The 19273-nt window shown below is 69.2% G+C and carries 14 protein-coding genes; 6 read left to right on the forward strand and 8 right to left on the reverse strand.

What is annotated here, in order from left to right:
- Positions 1–586: 586 nt before the first annotated feature.
- The 3 genes from AC08OV_RS10520 to AC08OV_RS10530 all read right to left on the reverse strand — a co-directional run bounded on the left by AC08OV_RS10520 (position 587) and on the right by AC08OV_RS10530 (position 3416).
- The gene (locus tag AC08OV_RS10520) at positions 587–1753 is read right to left on the reverse strand and encodes a hypothetical protein (RefSeq protein WP_476614355.1); all 1167 of its coding nucleotides are present in this window, start codon (positions 1751–1753) and stop codon (positions 587–589) included.
- A 210-nt stretch (positions 1754–1963) separates the two neighbouring features.
- Complete coding sequence (locus AC08OV_RS10525) at positions 1964–2560, reverse strand: TetR/AcrR family transcriptional regulator (RefSeq protein WP_476593568.1); 597 nt, start codon at positions 2558–2560, stop codon at positions 1964–1966.
- 346 nt (positions 2561–2906) lie between these two features.
- Positions 2907–3416: a GtrA family protein gene (locus tag AC08OV_RS10530; protein WP_476603670.1), complete on the reverse strand. Its 510-nt coding sequence runs from the start codon at positions 3414–3416 to the stop codon at positions 2907–2909.
- A 398-nt stretch (positions 3417–3814) separates the two neighbouring features.
- On the opposite strand from AC08OV_RS10530, the gene AC08OV_RS10535 reads away from it, so the two are divergent.
- On the forward strand, positions 3815–4444 hold the full coding sequence (locus tag AC08OV_RS10535) for a beta-class carbonic anhydrase (protein WP_476614354.1): 630 nt from the start codon (positions 3815–3817) through the stop codon (positions 4442–4444).
- A 95-nt stretch (positions 4445–4539) separates the two neighbouring features.
- On the opposite strand, the gene AC08OV_RS10540 is transcribed toward AC08OV_RS10535, so the two are convergent.
- The 4 genes from AC08OV_RS10540 to AC08OV_RS10555 all read right to left on the reverse strand — a co-directional run bounded on the left by AC08OV_RS10540 (position 4540) and on the right by AC08OV_RS10555 (position 10258).
- Positions 4540–5874: a UDP-glucose dehydrogenase family protein gene (locus AC08OV_RS10540; protein ID WP_476614353.1), complete on the reverse strand. Its 1335-nt coding sequence runs from the start codon at positions 5872–5874 to the stop codon at positions 4540–4542.
- Positions 5875–6097: 223 nt separating this feature from the next.
- Complete coding sequence (locus AC08OV_RS10545; RefSeq protein WP_476614352.1) at positions 6098–7003, reverse strand: TIGR03089 family protein; 906 nt, start codon at positions 7001–7003, stop codon at positions 6098–6100.
- Positions 7000–8616, reverse strand: a complete 1617-nt coding sequence (locus AC08OV_RS10550) for an LCP family protein (RefSeq protein WP_476614351.1) — start codon at positions 8614–8616, stop codon at positions 7000–7002. Before AC08OV_RS10550 ends, AC08OV_RS10545 begins: the two co-directional genes overlap by 4 nt.
- Before the next feature lie 241 nt (positions 8617–8857).
- On the reverse strand, positions 8858–10258 hold the full coding sequence (locus tag AC08OV_RS10555) for an LCP family protein (protein ID WP_476619605.1): 1401 nt from the start codon (positions 10256–10258) through the stop codon (positions 8858–8860).
- Between the two features lie 509 nt (positions 10259–10767).
- Here AC08OV_RS10555 and AC08OV_RS10560 point away from each other — a divergent pair.
- Positions 10768–11844: a glucose-1-phosphate thymidylyltransferase gene (locus AC08OV_RS10560; protein WP_476595192.1), complete on the forward strand. Its 1077-nt coding sequence runs from the start codon at positions 10768–10770 to the stop codon at positions 11842–11844.
- Positions 11845–11916: 72 nt separating this feature from the next.
- On the opposite strand, the gene AC08OV_RS10565 is transcribed toward AC08OV_RS10560, so the two are convergent.
- Positions 11917–13806, reverse strand: a complete 1890-nt coding sequence (locus tag AC08OV_RS10565) for a glycosyltransferase family 39 protein (RefSeq protein ID WP_476619606.1) — start codon at positions 13804–13806, stop codon at positions 11917–11919.
- A gap of 150 nt (positions 13807–13956) precedes the next feature.
- Here AC08OV_RS10565 and rfbD point away from each other — a divergent pair, with 150 nt between their 5' ends.
- The 4 genes from rfbD to AC08OV_RS10585 all read left to right on the forward strand — a co-directional run bounded on the left by rfbD (position 13957) and on the right by AC08OV_RS10585 (position 19153).
- Positions 13957–14865 (forward strand): dTDP-4-dehydrorhamnose reductase, encoded by a 909-nt coding sequence (rfbD, locus tag AC08OV_RS10570; protein ID WP_476619607.1) that lies wholly within the window; start codon positions 13957–13959, stop codon positions 14863–14865.
- Positions 14866–15091: 226 nt separating this feature from the next.
- Entirely contained in the window at positions 15092–15931 is an 840-nt protein-coding gene (locus AC08OV_RS10575) for an acyl-CoA-like ligand-binding transcription factor (RefSeq protein ID WP_476619608.1), read from the forward strand.
- A 49-nt stretch (positions 15932–15980) separates the two neighbouring features.
- On the forward strand, positions 15981–17642 hold the full coding sequence (locus AC08OV_RS10580) for an MDR family MFS transporter (RefSeq protein WP_476615195.1): 1662 nt from the start codon (positions 15981–15983) through the stop codon (positions 17640–17642).
- A gap of 98 nt (positions 17643–17740) precedes the next feature.
- Complete coding sequence (locus AC08OV_RS10585; RefSeq protein WP_476615196.1) at positions 17741–19153, forward strand: hypothetical protein; 1413 nt, start codon at positions 17741–17743, stop codon at positions 19151–19153.
- The last annotated feature ends 120 nt before the right edge of the window (positions 19154–19273 follow it).

Consider the following 19273-nt stretch of genomic DNA (forward strand, 5'->3'; position numbering starts at 1 on the left):
GGGTGCCCCGGGGGGAGCGGGCGGCCATGACGGAGCGGAGGGTCCGGGCGGCCCCGGCGGGCCACCCGGACCGGTCAGTCCCCCGAAGCGAGGGGGAACCGTGGGGACCGGCGGGCCCGGTGGCAGAACCGGACCTTGCGGTCTGGAACCCGACAGCGGTCCCGAGCCCAGGGCCGACGGCGGTGAGACCGGATTCGTGTAGGGCGGAGGCGACAAGGCATGCCCCGGCCCCACCCCTGGTCCCGGTCCTGGGTGTAGTGGATACAGGATGGTCCGGTCAGGCTCGTCCGGGTCTGGATCGGGGCCGCTCCCTGGCCGCGGCGAGGCCGGCGGTGGCTCGGACACCCGCGACGCTTCGTCGTCGCCTTGGCCGGGGCTGGGCACGGTTCCTCCCGAGATGGGTGACAGGTGCAACCCCAGCGTAGGCCCCTCACCGCTCGGATATGGGCGATGTCAGGCTACTGCATCACAAATACTGCTCTATCACCACCCGCCCGGCCGAAGGCAAGCAGGCAAGATCGAAGCCACAGCAAACAGCACCCCGCCGTGCGGACGTGGCCGCGTCCCGGCGGCGTCCACCGCGACGTCAGGCCTTGGGCACCGGATCGAAATTACTCCACCATTCGTACAGGGCCGCCCCGTCGGGGCCGGTCGCCATGAAGGAGACCAACGTGGAATTGTAGGACCAGAAGATGAAGTGATCACCGTCACGCACGTTGCAGACGGCCGTGCCCTGGGTCGCACCCTCGTGGAAGTTCCAGGTGAAGACCTCGTCACCGCCCTGCTCGCATTTGCCGCCGGTGGTGGTGACCAGGGACTTGCGCACCTCGACGTCGCTGTTCAGATCACTGGTGGTCGCGTAGGAGTAGGCAGCCACCACCTTCCCATCATCCGAGTTGCAGAATAACGACGCCTTGATGTGGCCGCCCTCGGCTTCGCCGTTGGGCTCGCAGTCCGTCATCACGGACGAGTCGAGCTTGGCCAGCAGGGCGTGCTGCGCCGGGGTGAACCGCGCCGAGGGACTCGGACTCGCGCTTGGACTTGGACTTGGACTTGGCGAGGGCGATGACGATGGGTTTGTCGAGGTCGGTGAGGCGCTGGGGCTGTCGGGCGCGGTCACCGTGCCCGGGTTGTCGGAACCTCCGGAGAGGAGCACAACCGGAATAATGATCAGGAGGAGTGCCGCCGCCACCGTCGCAGCGATGATGGTGTTACGCCGACGTTGAGAGCCGCCGGGCCGGGGGGGCGCCCCCGGCGGCGGATAACCTCCGTAACCGCCCGCCGCGGGGTAGCCCTGCTGCTGATACCCTTGGTGGTAACCCAGATCTTGGTGGTAACCCGGCTGATAGTTCTGCTGATATGCCTGTTGCGGATAACTCTCCGTGGGATAGCTGTTGGCGGGATAATCCTGCTGCCGGTAACCCTGGCCGTAGCCCTCGCTGGGTGGGTAGCCCCCACTGGGTGGGTAGACCGCCGTCGGGGGGTACTGATCGGTGCCGCGGTACGGATTCTGTGCGTACTGGTTCTGGGGATACTGGTTCGGAGGGTTCTGGGAGTACTGTTCCGTGGGCGGGTAGCCGCCGGGCTGGTTGACGCCGGGTGCGCTGTTGCCGAGCAGGCGGGTCTCGTCTTCGTCGCCGAACGGTGCCGAGCCCGCGGAGTACGACGAGGCGGAATAAGAACCACCAGCGTTGCCGTCAACCCGTTGGGTCTGGGCGTCCGGGTCCTGGGGGCCTGGGCCCGGTGACTGCATGACGTCCTCCTGCGCTGCGCGAAGAGCGGCCCCGGCCCGCGCTCGTGATCTTGCGGATCCCGCCGTGGTGCTGGGCGGTTCTCGTAACCGTCCAGCTGTGTTAGAACGGGACGGACCGCCCCGTTCGGCCCAGGTCGGGCTCGATGCTCGATGTTAGGAGCTTTGCGTTCGGAGGGGGATCCCGGGTCGTCTTGTAGACAAGGTGTCGGATCAGGCCGCGTAACGGATCACGATGTCGTCGACGATCATCTCCAGGAACGTCTGATCGACCGGATCTCCGGTCAGCAGCACCCGTTGGAGGATGACGGCGGTTCCGAGTTCTATGAGTACCGTGCGGTCGACGTCCGGGCGGACCTCGCCACGGGCGATCCCGCGTTCGATGATGGCCTCCGAGCTTGCCTGGCGTTGCATCCAGAGGCCGCGGCGCAGGGCGTCGCGCAGACCGGGATTGCGCGGCATCTCCGAGATCAGTTCCGCGAGGATCCGTCCCCGATCGCCGCGGATCGTGTCATGGAACGAGGTCAGGAACTCAAGGATGTCCAAGCGGAGGGAGCCGTTGTCGGGTACCGGCATCCGCTGCTCGGTGAAGGCGTTGACCGCGTCCATCACCAGGGCGAGCTTTGACGGCCAGCGCCGGTAGATGGTGGCCTTTCCGGCTCGCGCCCGGGTGGCCACCCGGTCCATCGTCACACCGTCGTATCCGACCTCGGCCAGAAGGTCGAGGGTGGCGGTGCGGATCGCCTGGTCCCGGCTCTCGTCGCGAGGTCGGCCGCCGGGGTGCGACGACGCGAGCGAGGACGGGGTCACGACACACCCTCCAGGTTGCTGCGGACTGGACGGCGCTCCACGCGGCGTTCCCGGTAGCCGACGTGTCTCGCTGGATGGAGGGCTGTGGGCGCGCGGCGCCAGCATGGCCCGCCGAGCGTAGCCCACCGGCGAAGGTTCGGGAACCGTTCGGTATCGGAACTAGGTTGTTTCCGACTTGTCTGCCGGGGACGGCGGGAGGGCGGAACGTCCTGTTCCGCTGTCGTGCCGTGTCGGCGGGCGTGTTGGGCGCCCGGGGGTGGCGGCGATGCGCGGCGCACCTGAAACGGCCGGTCCGGTGCCGGACGAGGCGGCGGAATGTGCGTCGGGCCGGGGGCCGCTGGTGCGGTCAGATCCGGCCCGCATGCTCCGGGATGCGCCGACGACCGTCCTGACGGGCTCCGCCGTTCGCGGTGGCCTTGGGATGGTCCGGGTGGAGGAAGACCCACTTCTTGTAGGCCCAGAACCGGAATACGGTGCCCAGCCCGGTGCCGATGATGTTACCGAACAGGTTGAACGCAAGTACGCCCTTGAGATCGAGTACATAGCGTGCGAACCCGAGGCAGCCGAGCGCGATCAGCAACCCGACCGTATTCAGGATCACGAAGAGTGTGTACTCGCGACGTAGACCGGTTCGGGCGCGATGGTTGAACGACCATTGCCGGTTCCCGATGTAGGAAAAGGTGGCAGCGACCACCGTGGAGACGGTCTTCGCGCTGAGTGGACCCATTCCGAGAAGCGTGTGGCACAGGTTGGAGACAAGAAAGTCGATGGCGTAACACGCGCCGCCGACCAGCCCGAACTTGCCCATCTCGTGGATGAGTACCTGCATCGGTGAGCGGGTCTGTCGGTGTCTCACCACGGGCGACCCCGATCGATATTTACCACTCGGAGAGAGTACCGGCTGCTCCCGCCCGCCCACCGTGCCACCCCCGTCGACGGTGGCGTGGTGGGCGGGCGTGGCGAGGCCGGCTCACCGGCCATGGTGCCGGACGTAGCGGTGAACCCGTCGGCGCGTGGTGGAGTCACCGAGTAGCTGTTCCCATCTTTACGCTAGGTGATGCCATCAATCCGGTGCGGCGGGCAACGTGAGTGGCACAACGTCGGCAAAAGCTCGGGAACGTTGGCGAAGCTGGGCCCATGGACGGCATCCTGGCAGTGGGAGGGTGGGGACCACTGATCGGAAGGACGCATCATCATGATCCGCTCGAGTCGCCGGCCGAGCCGTTGATGTCAACGTCAAGGACCGATGACCACGTGGACACCGATGACCACACTGCTGTTGGCTCCGTTGCCGACGCCCAGGCGGACACCGTGCGCCCCGCGGACACCGTGTGTCCTGTGAGCCCGGTGGAGCCGGTGGGCCCAGTGGGTAGCGCTGCCACGGCGACCGAACTCCTGCTGAGCTACGCCGTAGGTCACCCCGTCCGGCGGCGGGAGGCCGGGCTTCCTGCCCTGCCTGGCGCGCGGCCGCGCCTGGGCGTCGCGGTGGTTGCCTGTATGGACGCGCGGATCCAGGTGGAGGCTCTGCTCGGTCTCGTCGAAGGTGACGCCCACATCCTGCGCAACGCCGGTGGTGTCATCACCCCGGATGTGGTCCGCTCGCTCGCCGTGAGCCAGCACGTGCTGGGAACGACGGAGATCATTCTTTTACACCACACCGGATGTGGTCTCGAAAGGATTACCGACGACGGGTTCCGGGACCAGGTGGAGCGCGAGACGGGCGTTCGTCCCGAATGGGACGTGTATTCCTTTCCCGATGTCAAGGAGGACGTGCGCAAGTCCGTCAGGGTGCTGCGTTCGTCGCCGTTCCTGCAGTCCACCACCTCGGTGCGCGGATTCGTCTACCAGGTGGAGACCGGGGCACTGGTCGAGGTTCTGCCGTAGGGCGGTCCACGGTGGCATGGGATGGGTCGCGTCGTCGGATTGTCGTCGGGTCAAGCTTACCTAGTCCGGTAGGTTCGGTAGGTTCGGTAGGTGGGTCACGCGAGTGGCCGTCCGAGCGCGTGGTAGATCCAGCCGGCATCCCGCCAGACCGCGGGATCTAGGACGTGCCGTCCGTCGATGACGATGGGTCTGCTGACGTGCGGTCGCAGGGCGGCCGGGTCGATCTCGCGGAACTCGCTCCATTCCGTCAAGACCAGGACGATCTCCGCTCCTGCCACGGCCCGTATCACCGAGTCGGTGTAGTGCAGGTACGGGTAGCGAACGCGGGCGTTCGGGATCGCCGCGGGGTCGTACACGGACACGTGGCCGCCGGCGCGGTGCAGCGCGGTGGCCACGTCGAGGGCGGGCGAGTCGCGGATGTCATCGGAGTTCGGTTTGAAGGCGGCACCGAGAACCGCCACCATCCGGCCCGTCGGCGAGCCCCCCAGCGCCTTGGTGGCTAGCGCCACCGTCCGCGTCCGGGCCCGCGTGTTGACGGCGTCGACCTCGGTGAGGAAGGCCAGCGCGGAGCCGACTCCCAGCTCGTCCGCGCGGGCCTGGAAGGCACGGATGTCCTTGGGTAGGCAGCCGCCACCGAAGCCGATGCCGGCCTGGAGGAACCGGGGCCCGATCCTGGGGTCGTGAGCCAGGGCGGCGGCGAGCTCGGTCACGTTCCCCCCGGTCATGTCGCAGATTTCGGCCATCGCGTTGATGAAGGAGATTTTCGTCGCGAGGAAGGCGTTCGCGGCGACCTTCACGATCTCGGCCGTGGCGAAGTCGGTGACGATGACGGGTGTGCCTTCTTTGATCGTTCTGGCGTAGACCGCCCGCAGCCGTGCCTCGGCGATGCCACCCGGGACGACCCCGAAGACCAGGCGGTCCGGCCGCAGGGTGTCGTCGATGGCGGACCCCTCCCGGAGGAACTCGGGATTCCACGCAAGTTCCGCGCCCGGGGCGCCGGCGGCAAGTCGTCCGGCCAGCCGGGCCGCGGTGCCCGTGGGAACCGTCGACTTGCCCACCACCAGCGTCCCGGGCCGCAGCCCGGCCGCGATCAGACCATTCGTCACCGCTTCGACGTGGCGCAGGTCCGTCGCGCCGGAATCGGGCCGTTGCGGTGTTCCCACGCAGATGAAATGCACCTCGGCCCGGTCAGCCGCCTCGGCGAGCGAGCTCGAGAAGACCAGTCGTCCCGCCTCCAGGTTCTTGCGGAGTAGCCCTTCCAGACCGGGCTCGAAGAAGGGCACCTCACCCACGGCGAGCCGCTGCGTCCTGGTCGCGTCGATATCGACACCGATGACTTCGAACCCCAGTTCCGCCATGCACACGGCGTGTGTCGCGCCCAGGTATCCGGTGCCGATGACGCTGATGTGAAGAACCGGTGACGTGCTCACGTTCGAGCGACCTCCGCTACACGTGGTAAAGACCGGCCGCCGCGCTGCCGGCCCTCCCGCCGGGGCAATCTCGTAAGCCCCGGTGAGCCGGACGCACCGGGGAGCGCGTTGCCCCATTCTCGTTGGCCGTCGCGCCGTTCGGTGGTCACGCCGTCTGTGAGCCGTCCGGATGTCGGGTATGGTCATTCCCCATCCGCGGCCCGCTACGGGGGTCGTGCGGGTTTCACCCGAGGCGGGGGAGCGGCAGCGACCGGACCCCCGCGGGCAGTGGGCCGGGCGCGTGCCGCAGGACCGACCGACCGACGGCGGTGATCTTCTCCGTCTCGATGCGCCGCGGGAGCGCGGCGCTGTCGAGATGCCGGCACAGCACGATCGACGAGCCTGCGACCAGGGGAGCGAGCAGCGAGCCGACCAGGCCCTCGGTCGTGGCGAGCGACGCGGTGAACAGCACCCGGTCCGCGGGTCCCAGGTCCCACGCCCCCGCGATCGCGGTACCCGCGCGCAGCAGCGCGGCCTGCCCGGGTGGCGGTGCCGGGGCGGCGAACCGATCGCCGTGCGGGGGCACCTCCGCGGCGTAGTCGAGAACCCCGGCGACGGGCCTGCGCATCCGACCACCCAACGGGCGCAGTGACAGGGCCACGATCTCGTCCACCATCAGGCCGGACGCCTCGTCGAGCCGGTCCTCGGCCACGAACAGCGCGTCGAGGGGGGTCGCGACCGGCAACTCCCCGCCGTCCTTCTCGGTGTCCCCGCCGTCCTGCCCGCCGTCTGCGTCTCGGACGAGGACCACCTCCATCCCGGCTGACCAGGTGGCGAGCAGAATGACCGAACTGAGCCAGTGCGTCGGCAGGTGGACGCCGACCCGGTCACCGATGCCGAGGCCGAGCGTGTCGACCAGCATGTTCGCGGTCTTCGCCACCCAGTTGTCGAAGGTGGTCGCCGAGAATTCCACGCGTTCGCCGGTCGCGTCGTCGTAGAAGGTGACCAGCGGGCGGGCGGGATCGGTGGCCAGCCGGTGCGCGAGGACGGACGCGATGCCGCGAACTCCCGCCGCGGGTGCGGCGTCGGCATCCGCGGCCGGGCCAAGCAGCGTCCGTACGGCGACCAGCCGCGGCACGGAGGCGCTCATGGCGTGCACGAGGTGTCGGAGGGAACGGGACCGACCGGAGCGGTCGCGGCGCCTGTGGCGCCGGCCCCGCCGGTCGCCGGGGCCGGCGTCGCGGTGATGGCGACCGTGGTCGTCCAGGTGTCACCACCGGCGGCCGTCGAGGTCGTCGGGATCCTCGTGTCGACGGTCGCCGCCGCGCCCGGCAGGCCACCGCTGGGCAGGCCGACGTTGGGCAGGCCGACGTTGGGCAGGCCGACGTTGGACAGACCGGTGAAGGTGGATCCGAGGACGAGGACGAGGCCGGCCCCGGAGCGGCCGGCGCCCGCGACGATCCGGCTGCCGGGGATCGTCGCCGCCAGGGTGCGTGCCGCGGCCTCCTGGCCCGGGGGATGGCGTACCTCGGTCAGAGTCTGGCGGGTCGATGTCGCGGCGGTCATCGGCCCAGTGAAGCCGAGTGCCCGCAGTCCGTCGACCGTGCCGGTGGCGAGTCCGGCACGTCCCGAGGCGTTGCGGACGGCGGCGATCGAGACCTGGGCGGGGTCGAGAGTTCGCTGTGCGGGAGGCTTCGTGCCCGCGGGCAGCAGCGGAGCGAGGACGTGGTCGAGGCCGGCCTGATCGACGATGAGTACGGCCCCGTGCGGGGGAATCGAACCCATGTCGTCGACCGCACCATCGGAGCGCAGCGCGATGTGCGTAGGGACTGTCACGAAGTGAATTCTTCCCGGACCCAGCTCGCTGGCCCGCTTCGCGAGCTTGAGTATCGCGGTCTGGTCGAGGCCCTGGTCGATCCGCAGCGCGCCGCCGACCGCCCCGATCAACGAAGTGATCTTGGCCGGGTTGGTGAGCACTCCGGTGCTGGTCGCTGTCGCCAGCAGCTTGGAGAGGAACTGCTGCTGGCGCAGGATGCGAAGGCGTTCGTCCCCGAGCGCGTAGCGGGTCCGGACGAAGGCCAGCGCCTGATCACCGTTGAGACGGTTCTCGCCGAGCCGTCCGCTCCATCCCGACATCGAGTCGTGCAGGTTGCGGGTGCTGCCGTTCGGTAGAGGCGTCACACACACGGTTACGCCTCCCACCGCGTCGGTCATCGCCTTGAAACCGGCGAGATTGATCGAGATGGTATGGTCGATCTTCAGGCCAGTCAGGGATTCCAGCGTGCTGACGAGACCGGGGACGTCCGCCAACTCGAGCACCTCGGTGAGCTTCGACCGGCCGTCGCGGGCGGTGGCCTTCTCCCGCGGCACCACCGGGACGAGCATGTCCCGGGGGAAGGACAGCAACGTGGCCGAGCCGTCCTTGCCGAAGTGGGCGATGATGGTGGTGTCGGACCGGACGCCGTCTACCACACCGTACTGACCCTCGGTACCCTCCCGGCTGTCGTCGCCGAGTAGCAGGATGTTCTCCTCGCCGTCCACGCTCGCTGGGCGGGCACCCTCGATGTCCCAGTCGACGCGCGTGACGGCCTTGTCGAACTGCCGGTAGGCGGCCCACCCGATGGTGCTCAGACCGAGAACCAGCACGGACAGCAGAGCGACGGCTCCAACGGACAGCCGTCGCAGCGGGGAGTGGTGGCGACGGGGCCCACGCGGGTCCAACGCGGGCGGCAGGGCCGGCGGGCGCATGGTATCGGGGCTCACCTGAGTCGAAAGCCCTCCTCGCTCAGGCGGCCGGAGCGGGAGAACCCCCGCCGGAACGCATGCCGCGGCCGTCGTGGTCGTGATGTGGCAGCCGTGTCCGTCTAACTGGACGTTCCGGACGGCCAAGACGTTGCCATGGCAAGCGCGGATGTTCACGGCGGGGTTGATCTCATCTCCGACCGTAGTGTGGACAGCGCGGAATGTGATCGGACGGTCGGGTGAACGATCAGCCAGCCAGCAGTTAGTACGTGCACCCCGAGGTGAGATCCGCGGCCGTCGACGGTGAGGCGGGAGGCGGGTCCGCCGCGGCGGACCCGCCGGTCGCCCCGGCGGCTGTGCCGGTACCACCGGTCGATCCGGCGCCCCCGGCCGCTGGACTCGGGTTCACCCCGTCGTAGGACGTGCCCAGGACGAGGGTGATGTGGCCGGCGGGGACGGAGGCGTCCGCGCGCAACCGGCTGCCGGGCACGTCGGCCTGCACGGCATGGGCGGCGGCCTGTTCGCCCGGGCGATAGCGCACCTGTGTCGTCTCCACCACGCCGGCCTGCCACGTCTGCGGCGGGCCGACCCGGAAACCGGCCTGCCGCAGCTCCCCGGCGGCCGTGGCGGCGAGGCCCCCCACCCCGGCGCCGTTGTAGACGTCGATCAGCACCTGTGCCGGGTCGACCGTCGGGGTCGGGGTAACGGAGGATTCCCGCGTGTCACGGGCCCGCCCGCGTAGCGGAGCGAAGAACTTCTCCAGCGTCTCGGGGTCGTAGAGCTGTACGGAGCCGAACCTCGGCAGCTCCCCCACGGCGTTGCCGCCCTCGGCCGGCGTCGGGGCGTGCACGGGGATCGTCTCGAACCGGATCTGATCGGCGGACATCCCGCGCAGCCGTGTCGCGAGCGCGCGCATGTCGTTCATGCTGGTGCCGTCATCGATGGTGAGCGTCCTGGTCGCGGCCTGAAGCAGGTTCTCCAGCCTGACCGGGTTGGCGAGCACCCCGGTCGTGGTTGCCTGGGTGAAGATGGCGCCGATGAACTGCTGCTGGCGGCGGATGCGATCAAAATCGTTGTCGGGTAGGCCGTGGCGTTGGCGGACGAAGGCGAGTGCCCGCTCTCCGTTGAGATGATTTTTGCCTACCGTGCCCCGCCACTGCGACCACGGATCGTACAGATTGGACTTTCCGCCGTTTGGTAGCGGTTTGACGCAGACGGTGACGCCGCCAATGGCATCGGTCATCTCCTTGAAACCGGCCAGATCGACCGAGACATAATGGTCGATCTTGATGTCGGTGAGATTCTCGATCGTTCTGATCAGGAGACTGGGACCGCCGAGGGTGATCGCCGAGTTCAGCTTGCCGAGGCCGTGCCCCGGAATGCGCACGAGGATGTCCCTCGGAAAGGAGACCATCGTCGTGGTCCCGTCCACGTCGAGGTGGGCCAGCATCGTCGTGTCCGACCGTTCGCCGGTCACCGCTCCCTGGCTCTCGTACTCGCCGCCGGTGCCCGCCCTGCTGTCCGATCCGACCAGCAGGAAGTTCCGGGTGCCCTCCGCGGCCTCCGCCGGCCGGTCCCCGCCGAGCCCGAGGCGGATCCGGTTGATCTGGGCGTCAAAATACTCGTAGGCGGTCCAGCCGCCCACCGCGGCAAGGAGTACCACGGCGGCGAGCATTGCTGCGACTACCGTGAGCAGGCGGGATGCCAGAGACCGCTCCCGGCGAGCGTCGTGTTCGCCGTCGCGGTTCTGGTGGTCGTCGCGGTTCTGGTGGTCGTCCCGGGTCGGATACGGGCCTCGATACGCACGGGCAGTAGGATTCAGACGATTTCGTCGCCGCGGAGGCGGGCCCTGGGACCCCGCGGACAGACGCGGCGGCGCGTCGGTCACCGTGTCCCCCTCCCAGGCGGCCCGAGATGTCTCCTGGGTCTGGAACGATCAGATGCGCGGTAAGGTTTCCCGCCGGCTGGCCGCCCCGAACCCTGCGACTACCCAACGTACCCGTATCGGGCGGGGTGTACCTGTCGCCGGCCCGGTGCGCATGGAAATACCTGTTGCACAGGTGGGTGTTCGCGGTGACATGCGGGCAAAGGTGGATCGATCTGCCATGTGATGGGAATCACATTGGCGGTTACTTTCTGTCAGCTCAAAGCGGCACGATAGGGTTTCGGATCATGAAGGCCCTCGTCCTTGCCGGTGGTTCGGGAACCCGTCTGCGGCCAATCACCCACACCTCGGCCAAACAGCTTGTCCCAGTGGCGAACAAGCCGGTGCTTTTCTACGGCTTGGAGGCCATCCGTGACGCCGGTATCACCGATGTCGGGATCATCGTGGGGGAGACGGCCGACGAGATCCAGGCGGCGGTAGGTGACGGCTCGGCATTCGGGATCCAGGTCACCTACATCCGCCAGGACGCGCCGCTCGGACTGGCGCATGCCGTGCTCATCGCCCGCGACTTCCTCGTCGATGAGCCGTTTGTCATGTACCTCGGCGACAACCTGATTATCGGTGGGATCTCCAGCCTGGTCGAGGAGTTCCGACGGACCACTCCGGACGCCCTGATCCTGCTGACCAGGGTCGACAACCCCTCCGCCTTCGGTGTCGCCGAGCTCGGTGCGGACCGGAAGATCATTCGACTGGTCGAGAAGCCGCTCGTTCCGCCGAGTGACCTGGCGCTCGTCGGCGTCTACATGTTCGGCACCCCCATCCACGACGCCGTGGGGGCGATCAAACCGTCGGCCCGCGGCGAGCTGGAGATCACCGAGGCGATCCAGTGGCTCGTCGACGGCGGATACGAGGTCGCCTCGCACCTGGTCGAGGGTTACTGGAAGGACACCGGCCGACTTGACGACATGCTCGAGACAAACCGCCACCTCCTCGAGTCGATCGAGCCGGCGATCCGTGGCAGCGTTGACGAGCACAGCACGATCGTCGGCCGTGTGGTGATCGAGGAGGGCGCCTCGCTGGTCCGGTCCACCGTGCGCGGGCCGGCCATCATCGGCCGGGACACCACCCTCGTCGATACCTATGTCGGCCCGTTCACCTCGATCTTTCACTCCTGCACCATCGAACGGACCGAGATCGAGTACTCGATCGTGCTGGAGCGGGCGACGATCCGTGGGATCGGGCGGATCGAGGACTCGCTGATCGGCCGGGATGCCGAGGTTGTCCCCTCCGCGGCCCTGCCCAGGGCGCATCGGCTTATGCTGGGCGACCACTCCCGCGTCTCGGTGGCTACGACGGGGACCTGAGGCCCGCTCGGAGCGGATCTCCCTTGCACATCCGCGACGGACTTCGTGGGGCGGGCGTCGGCCGGTGACCGCCTACGCCCGGACCCGATCCCGGACCCGATCCCGGACCCGATCCCGGACCCGTGACCGCGCCCCCGGCTCCGCCCGCGCGCCCCCGGCTCCGCCCGCCCGCACCGCGACGGCGAGGCAGAGAACGACGAGCACCGCCGACAGCACGAAGACCGTGATCGTGACGCCGACCGGGAACGGCGCCCAGCGGCCGGCCCCCGCGACGACCTCGGGAACGCGAGCCGGGGTGAAGGACACCTGGCGCGGCAACCAGTAGTACGAACAGATCGCCAGCAGCCCCAGACCCTGCATCAGCAGCGCGCTGACCAGCGTGACGGCGGGTGCCAGTCGCTCCCGGCCGCGCAGCGCCGCGCGCAGGCCCAGAGCGAACACCACCCCCAGACCGACCAGCCCCAGGTAGAGATACCGGCCCTGGACGGCAATGCCGCGGGTGTACTGCTGGTACTCCGCCCAGCTGCGCTGCCCGACCATCAGGTAGGCGAAAGCGACCGGGAGCAGCAGTACCGCCGGCCTGGCAGCGCTCGCCAGCCGGTCCGGCCGCGCGGCGCGGCGTGGTCCGGCGACCAGCGCGGCCGCGCACAGTCCGACGACCGCCCCGGTCGCCACGACGATGGCGACCGGGGAGAGCTGGGGCGGCTCGAACAGGCCGAGCCCGCCCCAGAAGCGGCTGATCATAGTCCGGAAGAAGTACCAGAACCAGGTGAGAAAGGAGTCCGGAAGCAGCAGTGGTTCCCGCCGCGGCGGGTTCGTCGCCCACCCGTTCGGCTGGACGGCGTCGTACAGGACGTAGTTCCTGATCCACCACCAGCCTCCCAGGGCGAGCCCGAGGCCGACCGCCAGCGTGGCCGGCGTCCATGGCAGGGAGCCAATCGCGCGACACGACGCGAAAAGTCGGCCGGCCGGATACGCAGACCGCTCCGGTGCATGCCGGCCCGCACGCCGCAGGTGCCACCAGCCGACCAGATAGGCGGCGACGATCACGGCCGGCAGGGCCAGCGCGAACGCCTTGGACAGCAGGGCGATTCCCAACCAGATCCCGGCCCAGGCGGCTGCGCGGCGACGCATGTCGCCGCGCAGCACACCCACGAGGGTGACGGTCAGCCCGCCGGTGGCGAGCATCAGGATGCCGTCATTGTTGAAGGTGGCACCGACCCTGGTGAACCCGGGTACGGCGAGTGGCAGGGCCGCCGCGGCGAGAGCCGATGGTTGATCCAGTCCGAAGCGGCGTGCCGCCAGCCATGCCAGCAGGGGCAGCGGCGCGACCACCAGGATGTTCAACAGACGCAGGACGAAGACCTGCTGGTCATAGGCCCAGTGCTTGGAGCCCGGCAGGGCGTCGAGCAGCCTGGCGCCGACCACGTAGATCAACGGTGGATGCTGCACCATCTGGTTGGAGAGACGGCCGTCGCCGACGGGGGTAACCCCACCGAGGGCGTCGAACGCCTGGCGCTGGCCGCGTGGCGTCGGATCGATCTCGGCGAAGGACGGGGAGCCCCGCTGTTTCCCACCGGCCTGGAACATGTCCTGGAAGCGGCCGCGGTCGAAGTCGTCAGAGGTCGCGGCTACACCCGCCGAGATGATCTTCTTGCCTGGTGCGGGCCAGCCGACTCCGTGCTGCAGGCCGTAGACCATGTCCACGTGCTGAGCCTCGTCGTATCCCGTCCAGGTCGGATACACGAACGCGTAGCTGAGCAGCAGGCCGAGGTGAACCGCCGTGATGAGGAGCAGTAACACCGGCACGCGTCGCGGACCGGGCATCGACACCGCCTCGGCGGCCTCGCCTCGCGCCTCGGTCGCCGGCCGGGTCCCCGCCGGCCGGGTCCCCGCCGCGGAATCAGGCGCGGGACCGGGGGTGTAGCTACGGTCGATGATCGGCGGTTCTGGGGCGTCCATGGTTGACGCCAGCGTAGACGACCGATGTGAGAGGTTCGGACGAGCTCGGCGTGGGGTAACCGTCGACTATCTGTTGCCCTCTTCTCGACACGGGCTGATCCTGGGTGGATCCTGAACCGGGCGGGTCAGGGTGTCTGCGACACTCGGAAGGTGCGTTTTCTCGTGACCGGTGCCGCCGGTCAGCTCGGGGCCGACCTTTGCCGGCTGCTCGAGGCTCGAGCCGCGGAACCGGACTCCGGGGTGTACGGCTGGGCCGGTCTGACCCGGGCGGAGTTCGACATCACCGATTCGGCCCGGGTGCGCGCCGTCCTGCGCGACCAGGCGCGTCCCGCGAAGACCCAGGGTGGGCTGGTCGTCTTCAACACGGCGGCTTGGACAAACGTCGACGCGGCGGAGTCGGACGAGGTTGGCGCCTACGCGGTCAACGCCACGGGGCCGGCGCACCTCGCCGCAGCCTGCGCCGAGGTCGGCGCGACCCTGATCCACATCTCGACTGACTACGTCTTCGACGGGCGGGCCGCCAAGCCCTACGAGGTCGACGATCCTACCGGTCCCGTCTCGGCATACGGCCGGACGAAACTGGCTGGGGAGGAGGCTGTCCGAGGCCTGCTGCCCGATGCCTCGTACGTGGTGCGCACCGCATGGGTCTATGGCCGGACCGGCAGCAACTTCGTGAAGACGATCTCGCGACTGGCCCGTGAGCGGGACACGCTGTCCGTTGTGGACGATCAGGTGGGCTCGCCGACCTGGTCGTCTGATCTCGCGTCGGGGTTGATCGAGCTCGCTTCCTCGGCGGCACCGACCGGCGTCTACCACTGCACGAACGCCGGCGAGACCACGTGGTTCGGCTTCGCCCGCGAGATCGTCGCCGCGCTGGGCCAGGACCCGGTCAAGGTGACGCCGACGACGACGGAGGCATTTCCCCGCCCGGCCCGGCGCCCGGCCTACGCGGTGCTCTCCGGGCGGTCGTGGGTGGACGCGGGACTCACTCCTCCGCGGGCCTGGGACGCCGCGCTGTCCGCGGCCTTCGTCGCGGCGGGCGACGCGCTGCGCGGCTGATCGTTCTGCCGGGTACCGATCTTTCTGCCGATTGTTGCGCGACCGGCCACCGTCGGCCCACCGCGCCCCGGCCCCGTCTTCCCGATCCGCCCGGCCCTTCGGCGACGGTTCCCGGTGGGCGCCGATCGTGTTGACTGTCACAGTAGAATTTTGCAGGATGAGAATAAGTGCGTATACTGCAAAGTTGTAGGGGGTCCGGGGGGAGCGGATCGAGATCGGGGGAGCGGTGGCGGAGGAGCCGGCGACTGTCCCGGGCCGGGCTGGCGAGCCCGGGAGGTCGTCCGGGCCGGGGCTGCGGGAGCGCAAGAAGCGGCAGACCCGCCGGGCCCTGCGGGCCGCAGCCATCCGGCTCGTCGCGGAGCGTGGTCTGGAGAACGTCTCGGTCGACGAGATCGCCGCCGTGGCCGAGGTCTCCACCCGGACGTTCTTCAACTACTTCCCGACGAAGGACGACGCGATCGCCGGCATCGATCCCGAGGACATCACCGAGATCAGCATGGCGCTGGCGGAGCGTCCTCCCGAGGAGGAGCCGCTGGCGGCGTTGCGGGCGGTCATACTGGACCGGGCCGCCCTCGTCGCGCCCGATCAGGCCGAGCTGTGGCGCGTCCGGCTTGCGATCATCCGTGCCCATCCGCATCTGACCATGGCCAACGCGGCCAGCTGGAGTTCCTACGAACGCGCTCTCGCCGAGGCGATCGGCCGGCGTTGCGGGCTCGATCCCGATCGTGACCCCTACCCCGTCGTGCTGGTCGCGACGACGTTGGCCGTCGTGCGAACCCTGACCGTGCGGTGGCAGGAGTCCCCGGATGACGCTTCGTTGCCCGACACTCTCGGCCGCGCCTTCGACATCCTGGCCCGCGGCCTGGCTCCGCCTGGTCCCTCCGGCACCTCAGACGGGTCCGGCGCCACACACGAGTCCGGACACGAGTCCGGACACGAGTCCGGCGGGTCGGACGGATCCGACGTGGTGGGCACCTCGAACGCGCCGATCACGTCGTCCCACCGGGAACGCCGGGCCCACCCGGAACGCCGGGAACAAGAACAACGAGGACAGCGACCCGAATGAGATCGACCGAGCACGTCGACGTCAGCGACGACCATGAAGGGAGCCGGTCATGACGCAGGCTCGATCGGCCGAGGACGCCGAGGACGCCGAGTCCGGCGGAACCGGCGCCGGCACGTCGCCGGCGCCCCGCGGCGGCGCTGCCGTGACCCCCCCGCAGGTCTCCGACCAGCGCCGGCTCTGGCTGATCATGGGAGCGCTGCTCCTCGGAATCCTGTTGGCCTCGCTGGATCAGACGATCGTGTCGACGGCACTGCCGACGATCGTCGGGGATCTCGGCGGCGCCACCCATCTCTCCTGGGTGGTGACTGCCTACCTGCTGGCCTCCACGGTGTCCACACCGGTCTGGGGCAAGCTCGGTGATCTGTACGGCCGCAAGATCCTGTTCCAGGTGGCGATCGTCATCTTCCTGGTGGGCTCGGTGATCGCCGGTGTCAGTACGTCGATGGGGCAGCTGATCGCCTTCCGTGCTGTCCAAGGACTCGGTGGCGGCGGGTTGATCATCAGTGCAATAACGATCATCAGTGATCTCGTTCCACCGCGCGATCGAGGCCGTTACCAGGGGCTGTTCGGCGCGACGTTCGGTGTGTCGTCGGTGGTCGGTCCGCTACTCGGCGGCCTGTTCGTCGACCATCTCTCCTGGCGCTGGGTCTTCTACGTGAACCTGCCGGTGGGCGCGGTCGCCCTGGTGGTGACGGCGTTGGCGCTCCCGGCGACGAGGAACCGCATCAGGCACGTCATCGACTACCTCGGCACCGTGCTCCTGGCCATGGCGACGACCAGCCTCGTGTTGCTGACCAGCCTGGTTGGCACCACCTACGCCTGGGGATCACCGGAGATCATCGGGATGGGCGTCGCGGGAGTTGTGCTCCTCGTCGGGTTCGTGTTCGTCGAACGAGTGGCGGTCGAACCCGTGCTGCCGCTGACCCTGTTCCGGGTCCGGGTGTTCTCGGTGGCCGGCGCGGTCGGCTTCGTCGTCGGCTTCGCGATGTTCGGCGCGATCGTCTTCCTGCCGCTGTTCCTCCAGGTGGTGAAGGGAGTCGACCCGACGGACTCCGGCCTGCAGATGCTGCCGGTGATGGGTGGGCTGCTACTCAGCTCGATCATCTCCGGCCGGCTCATCAGCCGGTGGGGCCGTTACAAGATCTTCCCGGTCGTCGGTACCGCGATGATGTCGATCGGCCTGTTCCTGCTGTCGTTCATCAGTCCCGACATCTCTACGCTGCAGCTCACGTTGTCCATGTTCCTTCTCGGGGTCGGGATCGGCGCGGTCCTGCAGGTCCTGGTCATGGCCGTGCAGAACGCTGTCGACTACCGGCAGATGGGCGTGGCCACCTCGGGTGCGACCTTCTTCCGGTTCATCGGCGGGTCGTTCGGTACCGCCGTGTTCGGCGCGATCTTCGCGAACCAGCTCAGAGGTAACCTCGCCGAGCGGTTCGCGGGCATCCCGTTGCCACCCGGTCTGTCCGCCTCCGGTTCCAACATCACCCCCCAGGTGCTCCACAGGCTGCCCCCGACGATCCGGGACGGATTCGTCCAGGCGTTCTCGGACGCGATGCAGACCGTCTTCCTGGTGGCGGTGCCGATCGGTCTGTGCGCCTTCGCGCTGGCCTGGTTGCTGCCCGAGATCCGCCTGGGAAACACCGTCGGTGGCGCACGGCCCGCGGCGCCGGGCTCGGCGGAGTCCGACGAGACCGCGGAGGTCCTCAAGTAGCCGCGATTTCGACCGCGCGTCGGCGCCTGCGCGGGACGCCCCGTCGGCACGCGGTCTTTCTGCTGCTGGTCGCCGCCGGGATCGCTGCCCGGGTCCTGGTGATCGTCACCTACCCGCCCGCGCTGATGTACCTCGGGGATTCGGCGGCCTACCTCGACCAGGCATGGCGGGACATCTGGCCGGGCGACTGGCGGCCGTCGGGCTACCCGATGTTCCTGCGGATCCTCGACGGGCAGGCCCACCTGACGCGGGTCGTCGTCGTCCAGCACCTGCTCACGCTGGGCGCGGCGGTGGCGCTCTATGCGGTGGCGTTGCGGGTTGCCCGCCGGCCGTGGCTCGCCGCCCTCGCCGCCACCCCCGCCTTGCTCTCCCCGTGGGTGCTGGACCTCGGCCAGTTCGTCCTCGCCGACAGCCTGTTTGGGGTTCTCGTCTCGGTCGGCGTGGCGCTGCTCGCGTTACCGGGACGCCCTCGGCCCGTTGCCTGCGCCGCCGCCGGCCTGCTGCTCGGAGCCTGCCTGTGCGTGCGGACGGTGGGCTACGGCCCGCTGGCGGTCGGCCTGGTCGTCCTGCTCGGCACCGTGCTGGCCGACCGGCGGCGCGCGACTTCCTGGGCCGGGTCGGTTGCCGCTCCTCGGGCGGCCCGACCCGTCCTCGCCTTCGCGCTGGCCGCCGCCGCGCCGATCCTGGCCTACTCTGGGTGGAGCGCCTCGGCGGGAGGGGGCTTCGCCGTCTCCGCGCACTCCGGGTTCTTCCTGTACGGGCGGGTGGCGCCGTTCGCGGATTGTTCCGCGCTGTCGCGAGCGGACCTGCGCACCCTGTGCGACCCACGGCCGGTCGACCAGCGGGGTTCGCCGGTTCGCTACCTGTGGCCGGCCGACTCCCCTCTGCGCCAGGGGCACCGGCACATCCCACCGGGACGGGAGGACCTCGCGGCCGAGTTCGCGGGCGAGGTCGTGCGTGACCAGCCGTGGATGCTGGTGACGACGTCGGCCCGGTACCTCGTCGGCTATCTCTCCCCGGTCCGGCATGAGACGACGAAGACCTCGCGGGCGGACACCTGGGAACTGCCGTCCAGCGTGACCAACGTGCTGACCCCGGACGATCCGCATGCCGACGACGGCTATTTCGTCGCGACCGAGGTGCACAACCCCGCGGCGGGCTGGCTGGCCGTCTACTCCCGCCTGGCCTACGCTCCGATGCCGCTCGTCGGCCTGGGCCTGCTGGCGGGTCTCGCGGCAGTACTGCTCGAGGCCGTTCGCCGGGTGCGCAGGAGTGGGGTGACGGCAGCGTGGCTGGGGGTCGGGCGGCTGTTCTGGCTGGCCGCCGGGGCCGGCCTGTCGACCCTTGTGCTGTCCGCGCTGACCTCCGGATTCGACTACCGCTACCTCGCCGCGGTCATCGGGCCGATCGGATCGGCCGCGATCCTGGGCGTGGCCGGATTCGTTGCCGCGCTCCAAACCCGGACCGCCGGAGAGCGCCGGCCGCCGGATAACGGACCGCCGGACAGCTGACGCCAAGCGGACGATACCGTCGTATCCGCCAAACGATCGTCGCTGATGTTCGACGGGCTGACCGGCGTTGTGGCGTGGTAGTCGGGGCGACACCGCCCGGCCGATGCTGAGAGGGTTGCC

Source organism: Frankia sp. CeTa3Moorea (assembly GCF_978021225.1).

Bases quoted from the DNA above. Each gene is read 5' to 3' on its own strand.
- AC08OV_RS10560 (WP_476595192.1), top strand. From the start codon at position 10,768: ATGAAGGCCCTCGTCCTTGCCGGTGGTTCGGGAACCCGTCTGCGGCCA.
- AC08OV_RS10545 (WP_476614352.1), bottom strand. From the start codon at position 7,003: ATGAGCGCCTCCGTGCCGCGGCTGGTCGCCGTACGGACGCTGCTTGGC.
- AC08OV_RS10520 (WP_476614355.1), bottom strand. From the start codon at position 1,753: ATGCAGTCACCGGGCCCAGGCCCCCAGGACCCGGACGCCCAGACCCAA.
- AC08OV_RS10580 (WP_476615195.1), top strand. From the start codon at position 15,981: ATGACGCAGGCTCGATCGGCCGAGGACGCCGAGGACGCCGAGTCCGGC.
- AC08OV_RS10565 (WP_476619606.1), bottom strand. From the start codon at position 13,806: ATGGACGCCCCAGAACCGCCGATCATCGACCGTAGCTACACCCCCGGT.